Raw genomic sequence first — 14782 nt, 5'->3', positions numbered from 1 at the left:
CGCCGAACACCTTCATCGGGTTCGCCCGGCAGCGTGGTCTGTCGGTGGACGGCCGGTGCAGGTCCTTCTCCGAGTCGGCCGATGGGGTGGGCTGGGCCGAGGGTGTGGGTGTGCTGGTGCTGGAGCGGTTGTCGGACGCTCGGCGCAACGGCCACCAGGTGCTGGCGGTGCTGCGCGGGTCGGCGATCAACCAGGACGGGGCGTCGAACGGGTTGACGGCGCCGAACGGTCCGTCGCAGCAGCGGGTGATCCGCCAGGCGCTGGCCGGTGCGGGGTTGTCGCCGGCCGAGGTGGACGCGGTGGAGGCGCACGGCACCGGGACGACGCTGGGTGACCCGATCGAGGCGCAGGCCCTGCTGGCGACCTACGGCCAGGACCGGGACGCCGACCGGCCGCTGCTGCTGGGCTCGATCAAGTCGAACCTCGGGCACACCCAGGCGGCCGCCGGTGTGGCAGGTGTGATCAAGATGGTCATGGCGATGCGCGAGGGTGTGGTGCCGCGCACGTTGCATGTGGACGAGCCGTCCTCGCATGTGGACTGGAGCGAGGGCGCGGTCGAGCTGGTGGCCGAGGCGCGATCGTGGCCGGAGACCGACCGTCCGCGTCGGGCTGCGGTGTCGTCGTTCGGGATCAGTGGCACCAACGCGCATGTGATCGTCGAGCAGGGCCCAGAGGCCGAGCAGGTCACGGCCGAAGCGCAGGACCGGATGCCGGATGTCGTCGTGGAGCCGCCGGTGGTTTCGGTGGTGGTGTCGGGTCGTACGGCGGAGGCGTTGCGGGCGCAGGCCGGGCGGCTGGTGTCGTATGTGGGTAGCGATCCTGCTCCGGTGCTGAGCGATGTGGCGTTCTCGCTGGTGGCGACGCGGTCGGTGTTCGAGCATCGGGCGGTGGTGGTCGCGGCTGATCGTGAGGGTGTGCTGGCCGGGTTGGGTGCGCTGGCCGAGGAGCGGCCGGGTGTGGGTGTGGTGCGCGGGGTGGCCGGGGTGGAGCCGGAGCTCGCGTTCCTGTTCACCGGTCAGGGTAGTCAGCGGGTGGGGATGGGCCGGGAGCTGTATGGCCGGTTCCCGGTGTTCGCGCAGGCGTTGGACGAGGTGATCGCCGAGCTGGACCCGTTGCTGGACGGGTCGTTGCGGGAGGTGCTGTTCGCCGAGCCGGGGTCGGCCGAGGCGGGGTCGCTGGACGAGACGGGGTGGGCGCAGCCGGCTCTGTTCGCGGTGGAGACGGCGCTGTTCCGGTTGGTGTCCTCGTGGGGAGTGCGGCCGAATGTGCTGGCCGGTCATTCGATCGGGGAGATCACCGCGGCGCATGTGGCCGGGGTGTTGTCCCTGAAGGATGCGTGTGTGCTGGTGGCGGGTCGGGCGCGGTTGATGCAGGCGCTCCCGGCGGGTGGGGCGATGGTGTCGGTGCGGGCTTCCGAGGAGGAGGTCGCCGCTCTGCTGGCCGGGCGTGAGAAGGAGGTGTCGGTCGCGGCGGTCAACGGTCCGGCCTCGGTGGTGATCTCAGGCACCGAGGAGGCGGTGCTTGAGGTGGCCGCCGCCCTGGAGGAGAGGGGGGTCAGGACGAAGCGGTTGCGGGTGTCGCACGCGTTCCATTCGCCGTTGATGGACCCGATGCTGGAGGACTTCCGCGCCCTGGCCCGGACGCTGTCCTACGACCCGCCACAGATCCCGGTGGTGTCCACGGTGACCGGGCAGGCGGCCACCGACGAGCAGCTGTGCTCGCCGGACTACTGGGTGGACCAGGTCCGCCAGGCCGTCCGCTTCTCCGACGGTGTCCGGACGCTGCACGCTCAGGGAGTGCGGGCCTACCTGGAACTGGGCCCCGACGGCGTACTGACCGCCATGGCGCAGGACGTCCTGACAGACGCCGAGGCGGTGGCGGATCCGGACATGCTGCTGGTGCCGGTGCTGCGCGGGGACCGGGACGAGCAGAACACGGTGATGACGGCGCTGGCCGCCCTGCACGTACGCGGGGTGCCGGTGGACTGGTGTGCGGTGTTCCCCGGCGCCCGCCGGGTGGAGCTGCCCACCTACGCCTTCCAGCACCGGCGTTTCTGGCCGAGGCCTTCGCTCTCCCGCGTCGGCGATGTGACCGACGCCGGGCTCGGAGCGCCGGACCATCCCTTGCTGGGAGCCGCCGTTGAGCTGGCGGGCGGCGACGAGGTGCTCTTTACCGGCCGGTTGTCGGTGCGTTCCCAGCCGTGGCTGGCCGATCACGTGGTGTCGGGCCGGGTGGTGGTACCGGCGACGGCGTTCCTGGAACTGGCGATCCGGGCCGGTGACGAGGTCGGCTGCGCGCGAGTGGACGAGCTGACCCTGGCCGCGCCGTTGACGCTGCCCGAACAGGGTGGTGTCCAGGTACAGGTGCGGCTGGGCGAGCCCGACGAGAGGGGACACCGGCCGCTGAGCGTGCACGCGCGGCCGGAAGGCGAGGAGGAGCGCCCCTGGACACGACACGCGGGCGGTCTCCTGGCAGTCGACGAGCCCCTTACCGCACCGCCGTTCGACACGACGGTGTGGCCACCGGCCGGTGCGACGCCGATCTCGTTGGAAGGCTTCTACGAGGGGCGGGCGGCGGACGGCTTCGACTACGGGCCGGCGTTCCGCGGCCTGACCGCGGCCTGGCGATGCGACTCGGATATGTACGCCGAAATCGGTCTGCCCGAGCAGGACGCGGCCGAGGCGGGGGCGTTCGGTATGCATCCGGCGCTGCTGGACGCGGTGCTGCACCTGTGCCTGCTCCTCGACCAGAGCGAGGACGCCCGGCGTAAGGTGCCCTTCGCGTGGGAGGGCGTGTCCTTGCACGCGGCGGGGGCATCGGCGGTCCGGGTGCGGTTGTCCTGGGCCGGACCGGACGCGATGTCGATCGCGATCGCCGGCGCGGGCGGTCCCGTGGCCTCGATCAGGTCGCTGACCCTGCGAGTCCTTTCGGACGAGCAGGCCACCGGCTCGCGAGCAATCGGAAGGGATTCCCTGTTCCGGCTGAACTGGGTCCCGCTGGTCGCCCCGGCCTCGCCGGTATCCGCGGTGTCGCCGAGCACTCTGGCAGTAGTGGGTCCGGACGAGTGGGGTCTCGCCGAAGCTCTTGCCGACGCCATGGGCGGCCCTGTCGGGACAGGTGCCGATCTGCGGTCGCTGGGAGAGGCGTACGACGGCGGTGCTCTCGTGCCGCGCACGGTGCTGGTACCGGTGGCCGGAGGCTCGGGCGACGGGGTGCCGGCGGCCGCGCACGGTCTGGCGTCGTCCGTGCTGGACCTGATGCGATCCTGGCTCGCCGACGAGCGGTTCGCCGGTTCGCGGCTGGCGTTCCTCACCCGGGGCGCGGTGGACGGCGATGACGTGGTGGCGGCGACGGTGTGGGGGCTCGTGCGCGCCGCCGAGGCGGAGCACCCAGACCGGTTTGTACTGGTCGACCTCGACCTTGACCACGTGGGCGCGTCGGCGGCCTCGATCGCCGCGCTGCCGCCGGCCCTGGCCGCCGCCGAGCCGCAGCTGGTGATCCGGGATGGTGCCGTGCTGGCCGGTCGGCTGGCCCGGGTCTTCCCGCCCGCTGAGCCACCGGGCCTGGCCTGGGATCCTGAGGGCACGGTGCTGATCACCGGCGGCACCGGCGGCCTGGGCGGCATGCTGGCCCGCCACCTGGTGACCGTGCACGGCATCAGGCACCTGACGCTGGTGAGCCGTCGCGGTGACCGGGCGGAGGGTGCCGGCGAGCTGGTGGCGGAGCTTACCGGGCTCGGCGCTCGCGTGATCGTCGTGGCATGCGATCTGGCGGATCGCGACGCTGTCGCCGGTCTGCTGGCCGGGATAGCCGCCGAGCACCCGCTGACCGCGGTGGTGCACACCGCGGGCGTGCTGGACGACGGTGTGATCGGCACATTGACGTCGCAGAGCCTGGAGAGGGTGTTCCGCCCCAAGGTGGATGCGGCCTGGCATCTCCACGAGCTGACCCGAGACGAGAATCTGTCCGCATTCGTGCTGTTCTCGTCGGTGGCGGGGACGTTCGGGACGGCGGGCCAGGCCAACTACGCGGCGGCGAACGCCTTCCTGGACGCGCTCGCCCGGCGCCGCCGGGCCGAGGGCCTGCCGGGGCTCTCACTGGGATGGGGTCCGTGGGCCCAGGCCGGTGGCATGACCAGCGCCCTGAGCGAGGCCGAGATGGGCAGGCTCGCCAGGCGCGGAATGCTCCCGCTGTCTCCGGATCACGGTCTGGCGCTGTTCGACGTGGCGGTCACGGGCGACGAACCGGCCTTGGTGCCCGCGCGCCTGGATCTGGCGGCATTCCGTACCGGCCAGGACGTCCCACTCCTGCTCCAAGGGCTGATCCGGTCGTCGGCCCGCCGGCAGGCGACGGTCGCAGCGGCGACCGCACTCGCCGATCGCGTCGCGCCGCTCGGGGCAGGCGAGCGGACGGCCGCCCTGCTGGAGCTGGCCCGCGACCATATCGCCTCGGTGCTGGGCCACGCGGACGGCGACGCGATCGAGCCGCTGAGCAGCTTCCAGAGCATGGGCTTCGACTCGCTGACAGCCGTCGAGGTGCGCAACCGGCTGTCCGCGGCCACCGGGCTGCGCCTGCCCGCGACGTTGGTGTTCGACTACCCGAACGTCACGGCGCTGGCGGACTTCCTCCTGGCGGAGTTGCTGGGCGAGCACGGCGGCTCGGCGGTCGCGCGGACGGTCGCGCAGCCGGTCACATCGGCCGGTGACGATCCCGTGGTGATCGTGTCGATGGCGTGCCGGTACCCGGGCGGAGTGACCTCTCCCGAGGATCTGTGGCGGCTGGTCGCGGAAGGTACGGACGCGATCTCGGCGTTCCCGGCCTCTCGTGGCTGGGATCTGGAGTCGCTGTATGATCCCGACCGCGAGCGCCGGGGCACCAGCTACGTCCGCGAAGGCGGGTTCTTGCACGACGCGGGGGATTTCGACCCAGGCTTCTTCGGCATCTCGCCCCGCGAGGCGCTGGCGATGGACCCGCAGCAGCGGCTCCTTCTTGAGGTGTCCTGGGAGGCGGTCGAGCGGGCCGGGATCGACCCGCTCTCGCTGCGGGGCAGCCACACGGGCGTGTTCGCCGGGGTGATGTACCACGACTACGCGACGAGCGCCGAGTTCCCGCCGGACGTGGTGAGCTTCATGGGCACCGGCACGGCCGGCAGCGTCGTGTCCGGACGGCTGTCCTACACGCTCGGCCTGGAAGGGCCGGCGGTGACGGTGGACACCGCGTGCTCCTCCTCACTGGTGGCGATGCACCTGGCCGCGCAGGCGCTGCGCTCGGGTGAGTGCTCGCTGGCGCTGGCCGGTGGGGTGACCGTGATGGCCACCCCGGGGGCGTTCATCAACTTCAGTGCTCAGGACGGGCTGGCCGGCGACGGCCGGTGCAAGTCCTTCTCCGAGGCCGCCGACGGTGTCGGCTGGTCCGAGGGGGTCGGGATGCTGGTGCTGGAACGCCTGTCCGACGCGCGGCGCAACGGCCACCAGGTGCTGGCCGTCCTGCGGGGCTCCGCGGTGAACCAGGACGGCGCCTCCAACGGGTTGACCGCGCCGAACGGTCCCTCGCAGCAGCGGGTGATCCGCCAGGCACTGGCCGGCGCCGGGCTGGCCCCGGCGGACGTGGACGTGGTGGAGGGTCACGGGACCGGGACGAGACTGGGTGACCCGATCGAGGCGCAGGCGCTGCTGGCGACCTACGGGCAGGACCGGCCGGATGACCGCCCGCTGCTGCTGGGCTCGATCAAGTCGAACATCGGCCACACCCAGGCGGCCGCGGGCGTCGCCGGTGTGATCAAGATGGTCATGGCGATGCGCCACGAAGTGCTGCCGGGCACGCTGCACGTGGACGCGGCCTCGTCGCACGTGGACTGGAACCAGGGCGCGGTGGAGCTGCTCACCGAGCACCGCCCGTGGTCGGAGATCGGACGGCCGCGGCGGGCCGGGGTGTCGTCGTTCGGCATCAGCGGGACCAACGCACACGTGATCCTCGAGCAGGTGCCGCCGACCACGGATGCGGGAACCGGCTCGGCGCCAGGCATCGTGCCGGGTGCGGTTCCCCTGTTGCTCTCGGGGAAGACGAGTGACGCGCTGCGGGCCCAGGCGGCACGCCTGCTGTCGCGGGTCCAGGACGATCTGGACGCCTCCCCGGTGGACATCGGCTTCTCGCTGGCGACGACCCGCTCGGCGTTCGAGCATCGGGCGGTGGTGCTGGCCGGTGACCGGGACGAGCTGCCGGCGAGCCTGACGGCGGTGGTGGACGGGCATTCGGCGCCCGGAGTGGTCCACGGACGTGGCACGCGGCCGGGCAGGCTCGCGCTGCTGTTCACCGGGCAGGGTGCTCAACGGGCCGGAATGGGCCGGGGGTTGTATGAGCGGTTCCCGGTGTTCGCCGGTGCCCTCGACGCCGTGCTCGCCCACCTGGATCCCGAGCTGGACCACCCGCTGCGCGAGGTGATGTTCGGCGACACCGAACTGCTGGACCAGACCGGATACACCCAGCCGGCGCTGTTCGCGCTGGAGGTGGCGCTGTTCCGGCTGGTGGAGTCCTGGGGCGTCAAGCCGGATTTCCTGTCCGGGCATTCGATCGGCGAGATCACGGCCGCGCACGTGGCCGGCGTGCTGCCGCTCCAGGACGCGTGCCGGCTGGTGGCGGCGCGTGCCCGGCTGATGCAGGCGCTGCCGCCGGGCGGGGCGATGGTCGCCGTCCAGGCTCCGGAACAGGAGGTACTGCCGCTTCTCGCCGGGCACGAGAACGAGGTTTCCATCGCATCGGTGAACGGTCCCGCTTCGTTGGTGATCGCGGGTGCCGAGGGACCGGTGGTCCGGATCGCCGCCCGGTTGGAGGCCGAAGGACGCAAGACGACGCGGCTGAGGGTGAGCCACGCGTTCCATTCGCCGCTGATGGAGCCGATGCTGGCGGAGTACCGGCGGGTGGCCGAGGGCCTGGTCTTCGCACCGCCGCGGATTCCGGTGGTCTCGACCGTGACCGGCGAGCCGGCATCGGCCGAGGAGTTGTGCTCGCCGGACTACTGGGTGGAGCAGGTACGGCGCGCGGTCAGGTTCGCCGACGGCGTGGGGACGCTGCAAAGGCAAGGGGTCACCGCGTACCTCGAACTGGGACCCGACGGGGTGCTGACGGCGATGGCCGAGGACGTCGTCTCGGGCGAGGCCGCCAGGCACCCAGGGCAGTCCGGGCCGCAAGTGGGCGCGGTGCTTGTCCCGGCGCTACGCAGGGACCGCGACGAGCAGACCGCGATCATGACGGCGGTGGCGAGGTTGCACGCGCACGGTGTCGCGGTGGACTGGCCGGCCGTGTTCAGGACCGCGTTCGCCGGTGCCCGCCGGGTGGATCTGCCGACGTACGCCTTCCAGCATCGATGGTTCTGGCCGAGTGGGCGGCGGGTCGGGGACGCCCGGGATCTCGGGCTTGCGGCGGCGGCGCACCCGTTGCTGGGGGCGGCGGTGGAGCTGGCCGGGGCGGACGGCGTCGTGCTCACCGGCCGTCTCTCGCTGCGGTCGCACCCGTGGCTCGCGGACCACGCCGTGGGCGGGACGGTGGTCTTCCCCGGCGCGGGGTTGCTGGAACTCGCCATCCGGGCCGGAGACCAGGCCGGGTGCGACCGGGTGGAGGAGCTCACCATGGCCGCCCCGCTCGTGCTCGGCGAGCGGGACGCGATGGCCGTACAGGTGTCGGTAGGCGCGCCCGACGCGTCGGGCCACCGCGAGCTCGGCGTCTACGCGCGGCCCGCCGACGCCGCCGATGACGAGCCATGGGTGCGGCATGCGACCGGTGTTCTCTCCGACGGCGGCCGCGCGGCCGCGGGCCGGGGCCAGGCGTTCGACACCGAGGTGTGGCCGCCGCGGGGGGCGTCCGCCGTCGAGCTGGACGGCCTCTACGACCGGTTCGCCGAAGGCGGGTTCGCCTACGGGCCGGTGTTCCAGGGGCTGCGCGCGGTCTGGCGGCGCGACGATGAGGTGTTCGCGGAGATCGCCCTGCCGGAGCAGGTCGGCGACGCCGGCTCGTACGGCGTGCACCCGGCGCTGCTGGACGCCGCCTTGCACGCGGTGCCGTTCCTGGAGGCGGCCGAGCCTGAGGCGGGACGCCTGCCGTTCGCGTGGGGCGGGGTGCACCTGCACGCCGGCGGCGCGACGATACTGCGCGTGCGCGTGACCAGGACCGGCGCGGACGCGGTGTCGGTGACCGCGGTGGACATGGCGGGAGCGCCCGTGCTCACCGCCGAGTCGCTGGTGTCGCGTCCGGCGTCGCCCGGCGGGCCGGCCGCCGGCGGTGACCGCCGAGCGCCACGGGACGCGCTGTTCCAGCTGGAGTGGACACCTCTGCCCGAGGAGCCGGTCTCCGTCGCGGAGCTGGACGTGGCGGTGCTGACCGGGGACCTCGCCGCACTGGACGGCCTGCTCGCCGCCCTGCCGGCAGAGGCGCCGGACGCGGTGCGGGACGGTGCGCCGCGTGCCGTGGCCGTGGCCGCGGGCTCGTTCCTCACCGCGGACTCCGCCCGTTCCACGGATGTCATCGCCGCGATGCGCGAGTCCACCGCCCGCGTTCTGGACCTCCTGCAGCGCTGGCTCGCGGAAGACCGGTTCGGCGACACCCCCCTCATCGTGGTGACGCGCGGCGCGGTCACCGTCCCAGACCACGACCCAGACCACGACCGCCTGATCGACCTGCCGGGGGCCGCCGTGTGGGGCCTGGTCCGTGCCGCGCAGGCGGAGGACCCCGGCCGGTTCGTGCTCGTCGATCTCGATGTGCCGGGGGAGCCGTCCAGGGCGCTGCTGTCGGCGGTGTTGGCCTGTGGTGAGCCGCAGGTCGCGGTGCGCGACGGGGTGCTGAGCGTGGCGCGCCTGGCACCGGTGGCGCCGGTGGCACCGGACGAGGACACCGTACGGCGGTGGGACCCCGAGGGCACGGTGCTGATCACCGGTGGTACGGGCGGTCTCGGCGTCGAGGTGGCGCGGCATCTGGTGAGCGAGCACGGGGTACGGCGTCTGCTGCTGGCAGGTCGCCGGGGGCCGGCGGCGCCGGGCGCCCCCGCGCTGCGGGCCGAGCTGGCCGCCTGCGGTGCCGAGGTCACCATCGCCACCTGCGACGTGTCCGACCGGGACGCGCTCGCCGGCCTGCTGGCCGCCGTACCCGCCGAGCATCCGCTGACCGCGGTCGTTCACGCGGCGGGGGTGCTGGACGACGCGACGATTCCCTCCCTGCGGCCTGAGCGGCTGGACACCGTGCTGTTGCCCAAGGCGGGTGCCGCCTGGTACCTGCACGAGCTCACCCAGGGCATGGATCTCGCCGCGTTCGTGCTCTTCTCGTCGGTGGCCGGTCTGGCCGGCGGTGCGGGGCAGGGCAACTACGCCGCGGCCAACGCCTTCCTCGACGGTCTGGCCCACCACCGGCGGGCCGCCGGGCTGCCCGCGATGTCGCTGGCCTGGGGGCCCTGGGCGCAGGACACCGGGATGACCGGTGGCATGACCGGCGGGCTTGACGACACCGATCGGCGGCGGATGGCGCGCGCGGGTATTCGCCCGCTGTCGGTGAAGCAGGGGCTTTGGCTGTTCGACGCGGCCGTCGCCGTGGACCGCCCGGTGCTGGCGCCGGTCCGGCTCGATCTGCCGGCGCTGCGGGCGCGTGAGGACATCCCGCCGCTGCTGCGGGGCCTGGTGTCCGCCAGGCGCCGTACGGCCACGGGCGGGCGGCAACAGGAACCGGACACCCTGGTGCGCAGTCTGACCGCTCTCGGTGCCGCCGAGCGTGCCGAGGTGCTCCTGGATCTCGTGCGCGCCCAGGTGGCGGGCGTGCTCGGGCATGCCCGAGCCGACTCCGTCGAACCGGACCGGGCCCTCAAGGAGCTGGGCTTCGACTCGCTCACCGCCGTCGAGCTGCGCAACCGGTTGAACGGCGCCACCGGGCTGCGCCTGCCGGTCACCCTGGTGTTCGACCACCCCACGCCGCTCGCTCTCGCGGACCACCTGCTTGACCGGCTCGGCCTGACCGAGCCGACGGGGTCCGTGGCGCTCCTGGCCGAGCTCGCGAAACTGGAGAAGGCATTCGGCGAGATGACCGTCGACATCGATGTGCACAAGCAGGTCGCGGCGCGACTGGACGTTCTGAAGACCAAGTGGGCGGCGCTGTCGCACGATTCCGGCGACACGGAGTTCGACCTCGATTCGGCCACGGACAGCGAGATGTTCGAGATCCTCGACAACGAGCTCGGCCTGTCGTGAATTCATCACCATTCCGGATCATGCGGGAGTTGACCACATCATGAAGGCGCGAAAGCTGCTCGCGGTGAGCGCCCTGCATGTCGCCTGCGCCGAGAATCGGGGTGGGACCCCCCGTCCGGCACGGTCGGTCGTACCGGCCTCCGAACTCACGCCATGATCGAGGCTCTGCTGCCCGGCGAGATCATGTCGTCGGAGGCGTTCGACGACTCGCGGCCATGCGCCCTGTTCCTCGCCGAGGAGGCCGTGATCGGCGGGGCGGTGGAGAAGCGCCGCCGCGAGTTCACCACGGCGCGCTGGTGCGCCCGCGAGGCCCTGAGGCGTCTGGGTTACCCGCTGGTGCCCGTGGTGCCTGGTGTGAAGGGCGCGCCGGTCTGGCCCCCGGGCGTTGTCGGCAGCATCACCCACTGCGCCGGATACCGTGCCGCCGCCGTCGCCCGGTCCAGTGACATCACGACCCTCGGGATCGACGCCGAGCCGAACAAACCGCTGCCCTCCGGCATTCTGGAGGCCATCACGGTTGACGAGGAACTGCGCTGGGTGACGGATCTCCTGCGGCGCGACTCGTCGGTGAGGTGGGACCGGCTGCTGTTCAGCGCCAAGGAGTCCGTCTACAAGGCGTGGTTCCCCCTGGCTCCGCGGCGGGAGCCACGCCTCGACTTCAGCGAGGCGTCGATCACCTTTGATCCGGTCCGGGGTGGTTTCCAGGCACGCCTGCTGGGCGAGGGGCCGAGGCTGAGTGACGGCGGCGAGGTGAAGGAGTTCTCCGGCCGCTGGCTGGTGGGCCGGGGTCTCGTGGTCACGGCCATCGCGGTCGTGGCCGTCCCCTCGGACGCTTGGGACACCCCGGGAACCTCGGACGCGGTGGAGTCCTCGGAGGACCGGGATCCCCCTTGCTCAGGGTCACCTAGCGGCGGAGGATCCGCCTCTGATCAGTAACGGCTGTGGAGCACAGGTAGGACCGGTTCTGCCGCGTCCTGCGCAGGGTGGCGCGGCCGATGCGCAGTGCGGCGGGCACATCCGGTGGGTCGGAGCGCATGAGCACCACGTCGGCGGTCTCGATGGCCACATCCGGTCAGGCCGGTGACGGGGCGGCTGTGGTCGGGTCTGCCGTCGTTGGGTCGTTCCTTGTAGCGGGAGGTAACGAAAGCCCGAGCAGGCCGAGCTTGGCGAGCCGCCGCCGCTCCTCGACGGGGAGCGGCGGCGCCGCCTCGCCCCATTCTCCGGCCCGCGGTGCGTAGCGGTCGGTGGCGAGGCGAGCAGCGAGGTCACGCAGGTCCTACTGCTCCTGCGACAACAGCGTCACACCGCGTCCTGCTTGCGGATCTCGTCGAGCGGCGGGAGCAGCAGCTCGCAGTTCTTGACGAAGACATCCTGGATGACCTCTTCCCCGAGCGGGGCGAGCAGCTCGATGAACTTGCGCTTGACGTCCTTACCGCCCTCGATGTGCGGGTAGTCGGTCGAGAAGCAGAAGCTGCTACGCAGATTCGGGTACTTGGCGATGTACTTGTCGAGCGGCTCGATGTTGTTGAACGGGTTGACCCGCACGTTCGAGGCGATGTACTCGGATGGCAGCTTCGAGATGAACGGCTTCATCCGGGTCGCGTAGACATCCCGCGCCCACATGTCGAGGTTCTCCGCCCACGGGCCCAGCCACCCCGCGCCGATCTCGATCGCTCCGAAGCGCAGCCCCGGGTGCCGCTCGAACACACCCCCCATCGTCATCGCAGCCAGATAGTTGCAGATCGGGAGCTGCATCGTGGCGAACGAGAACGGCTCGGAGCCCAGCTCGTTGCTCTCCACCTTGCCCGGCTTGAACGCCGGCGCCCGGCCCCACTCCGCCGACTTGAGGAAGCCCCACTCGCCGCCGACGTGCACCAGCACCGCGATGTTGCGCCGGTCCAGCATCTCCCAGTACGGGTCGAGCTCCGGGCTGGCCGGCGAGCGTCCACCCGGGGGGTGGCCCGCAGGCAGGTTGATCGCCAGCACACCGCGGTCCAGCAGCGCCTCGGTCTGCTCGTAGAGCTCTTCCGGCGAGTCCCCGGGGGAGATATAGGCGACCGGGCGAATGCGCTCCGGTTCGACCTGCGACTGACGAACGACCCACTCGTTGTACTCGTTGATCCCGGCAAGCCCCAGCGCGCGGATCTCCGCCTCCGGGAGCGTCAGCTGGTACCGGTCGCGGTGCGTTGCTTCTGTGCCCGTGTAGAGGTGGTTGGCGAACAACGCGAAGCTCGGGAACACGAACTGACGGGCCACGCCCATCACGTCCATCACCGCGACCCGACGCGACATGTCGAACGCGCCCGGGGCCCGGCTGCCCCGAATGTTCCACACGTTCTCGTCGGTGATTTCCTCGATGTCAGCGGCCAGCGTCGGATTGTAGAAGTCGTTCGCGCCGGTCTTCTTCAACACCGGCAGGGCCAGCTCGGAGATGCGCGCCGCGGCCTCTCCGAACACCTCGCCCCACAGGTGTGACGGCGTCATCTCGTGGGCGTCGACGTCCAGCGTCTGGTCCAGAAGGGCCAGCGTCGCCGCGGACAACTCGGTCATGTCAACTCCTCACTGCACTGGGCCGATCACCGGCCGATCTTGTGGCCCGTCGTTCCGCCGGTGGTGCCGGCCAACGACGACGGCATTTCGTGGAAGCGAGCATAGGCCGGACCACACCCATCGTCAACAGTGGTGTTGAAAATGGACACCGCCCGCTCAGCGGGCAAGCCACGCCGCACGCAACCGCCGCAGGGCGTCGATGTGCTCGGCGACGTCGGTCTTGCGGCCGTGCTGCCCCGGCGTCCACTGCGCGGGGTAGCTGGCGGTCCGGATGTTGAGATGGGTAGCCCCCAGCTCGACCCAGGCGGCGACCTCGTCGAGCATCGCCTCGGGCTCGCGGTCGCCCTGGTAGATCGTGCCGACCAGCGACATCCCCGCGCGCCTACCGAGCTCGTCCACCCGGTCCCAGAAACGTTTGGTCCGGTCGACCGACTCCGCCGCCGTGTGCGTGAGGAACCAGCCGTCCCCGCGGGCGGCAGCCCGATCCAGGGCCGCGTCGGAGTCCCCGCCCACGACGAGCGGGATCGGCCGCTGCACCGGCAGCGGGCAGATCCCGACCGCGTCCAAGTTGTCCCACCGGCCCTGCGCAGAGACCGTCTCCTCGGTCCACAGCCGTCGCAGCAGGGCGATCTGCTCGTCCATCCGCCTGCCCCGGGTCCGGAAGTCCGCCCCGAGCGCGGCGAACTCCGCGTCGTTCCAGCCGACGCCGATGCCCAGCCGGATCCGGCCGCCGCTCAGCACGTCCGCGATCGCGGCCTGCTTGGCCAGCAGCGCGGTCTGGCGCTGCGGGGCCACGAGCACGCCGCTCATCAGCGTGATCGAGTGAGTTACCCCGGCCAGGAATCCCATCGCCACCAGCGGCTCGAGGAACGGGTTGCGGTGGTCGTAGATCGGCTTGTCGGCCTGCAGTGTGTGCGGGTTGAGTGGCCGCCAGTCGGCCCTGACCTCGGCGTTGACCCCGACGACGTGCTCGGGCACGTAGAGCTCACCGAACCCGATCTCCTCCAGGCCCCTCGCCCACGCGGCCAGGACGGATGGATCGGTGCCCAGGTCGGCCGTCGGGTAGGTAGAGCCGAAGACCGGGCCGTCCGCGCCCGCCCGCTCAGCCACGCTCGACCGCCGCAGGCGCGAACCGGGCGGGTGGGAACGCGATGCACAGCGCCTCCGTACCCGGCGCCCCGGCCACGCTGACCGACTCCCCGAGATCCGACCAGATCACCGTGTGCCGGCCGTAGGTACGACCCTCGACCGTGACGTCACCGGTGTTGGTGAACATGCAGTACGTCCGGTCCCCGGGCATGACGTAGCCGACCGGCTCGTCCCAGCGGATCTTGGTTATCGTCAGGTCGCGCTCAGTGAACCGACCGAGGATCTTGGCCGAGACCCCCGAACCGTCCTCGACGTAGGAGAACGCGTCCGGGTTCATGAGGATCGGCTCGGGATAGCGGGGAGCCGGGATCGCGGACGCCGCGGGGCGCCCGAACACGTGCTCCCAGATCGCATTGAGCCCGTCCTTGGTCTGTCGCTCACCGTTCTCGTCGGTATAGAAGTACTCGCCGCCGGTGAACTCGCCGGTGCGGCTCAGCTCCTCGTACGCCCGGTCGTGTGCCGCGCGGGAGACCCAGGCGTCGCTCCACTGGATCTGGAAGATCGACGCCCCGTCGATCCGCTCCGGCCCGTAGTATGCCCCGGCCGGGAAGTAGGCGATCCAGCCCTCCTCGGTCACCTGGCCGCGGCCGAAGTCCTGCTCACCGGTCATCGAGATCCGGATCTGCTCGAAGTCGTGCCGGTGCCGCGGCGCGGTGAACACGTGCTCGCCGCCGACATACCAGTAGCAGTCCGATGCGTAGCCGACACCCGGGAGGATCTCGCCTTCGCGCACGTACTTGCTTCGGACGTCACCGACGCGCGCGTTGGCGACGACCGCCTTCCACTCGATCTCCTCGGTCGGGATGATCTCCACCTGTTCCTGCTCCTCCCTCGGGTCGCCTCGGCGTCCCGGCGCGGTC

At 71.7% G+C, this 14782-nt stretch carries 6 protein-coding genes; 2 read left to right on the top strand and 4 right to left on the bottom strand.

Annotated features, from left to right (window positions below; all coding sequences use genetic code 11):
* Positions 1 to 14 precede the first annotated feature (14 nt).
* Together ABT061_RS44170 and ABT061_RS44165 are read left to right on the top strand one after the other, a co-directional pair.
* On the top strand, positions 15 to 10223 hold the full coding sequence (locus ABT061_RS44170; RefSeq protein WP_350929663.1) for a type I polyketide synthase: 10209 nt from the start codon (positions 15 to 17) through the stop codon (positions 10221 to 10223).
* A 153-nt stretch (positions 10224 to 10376) separates the two neighbouring features.
* Positions 10377 to 11159, top strand: coding sequence for a 4'-phosphopantetheinyl transferase family protein (locus ABT061_RS44165; protein WP_350929655.1), 783 nt, complete (start codon positions 10377 to 10379; stop codon positions 11157 to 11159).
* Positions 11160 to 11295: 136 nt separating this feature from the next.
* On the opposite strand, the gene ABT061_RS44160 is transcribed toward ABT061_RS44165, so the two are convergent.
* The 4 genes from ABT061_RS44160 to ABT061_RS44145 all read right to left on the bottom strand — a co-directional run bounded on the left by ABT061_RS44160 (position 11296) and on the right by ABT061_RS44145 (position 14736).
* On the bottom strand, positions 11296 to 11496 hold the full coding sequence (locus ABT061_RS44160; protein WP_350929661.1) for an acyl-CoA dehydrogenase family protein: 201 nt from the start codon (positions 11494 to 11496) through the stop codon (positions 11296 to 11298).
* A gap of 26 nt (positions 11497 to 11522) precedes the next feature.
* On the bottom strand, positions 11523 to 12773 hold the full coding sequence (locus ABT061_RS44155; RefSeq protein WP_350929653.1) for an amidohydrolase family protein: 1251 nt from the start codon (positions 12771 to 12773) through the stop codon (positions 11523 to 11525).
* Between the two features lie 156 nt (positions 12774 to 12929).
* Positions 12930 to 13883 carry an LLM class F420-dependent oxidoreductase gene (locus ABT061_RS44150; protein ID WP_350929651.1) on the bottom strand — a complete coding sequence of 318 codons (954 nt, stop codon included), beginning with the start codon at positions 13881 to 13883 and terminating at the stop codon, positions 12930 to 12932.
* A complete protein-coding gene (locus ABT061_RS44145) occupies positions 13876 to 14736 on the bottom strand; it encodes a hypothetical protein (protein WP_350929649.1) in 861 nt (286 codons plus the stop codon). The genes ABT061_RS44150 and ABT061_RS44145 overlap by 8 nt, the downstream gene beginning before the upstream one ends.
* Positions 14737 to 14782 lie beyond the last annotated feature (46 nt).

The organism is Streptosporangium sp. NPDC002544 (genome assembly GCF_040295965.1).
In the GTDB taxonomy this organism is placed as follows: Bacteria; Actinomycetota; Actinomycetes; order Streptosporangiales; family Streptosporangiaceae; genus Streptosporangium.
The sequence above is the reverse complement of the archived record's forward strand: the minus strand, read 5'-3'. Positions and strand labels throughout refer to the sequence as shown.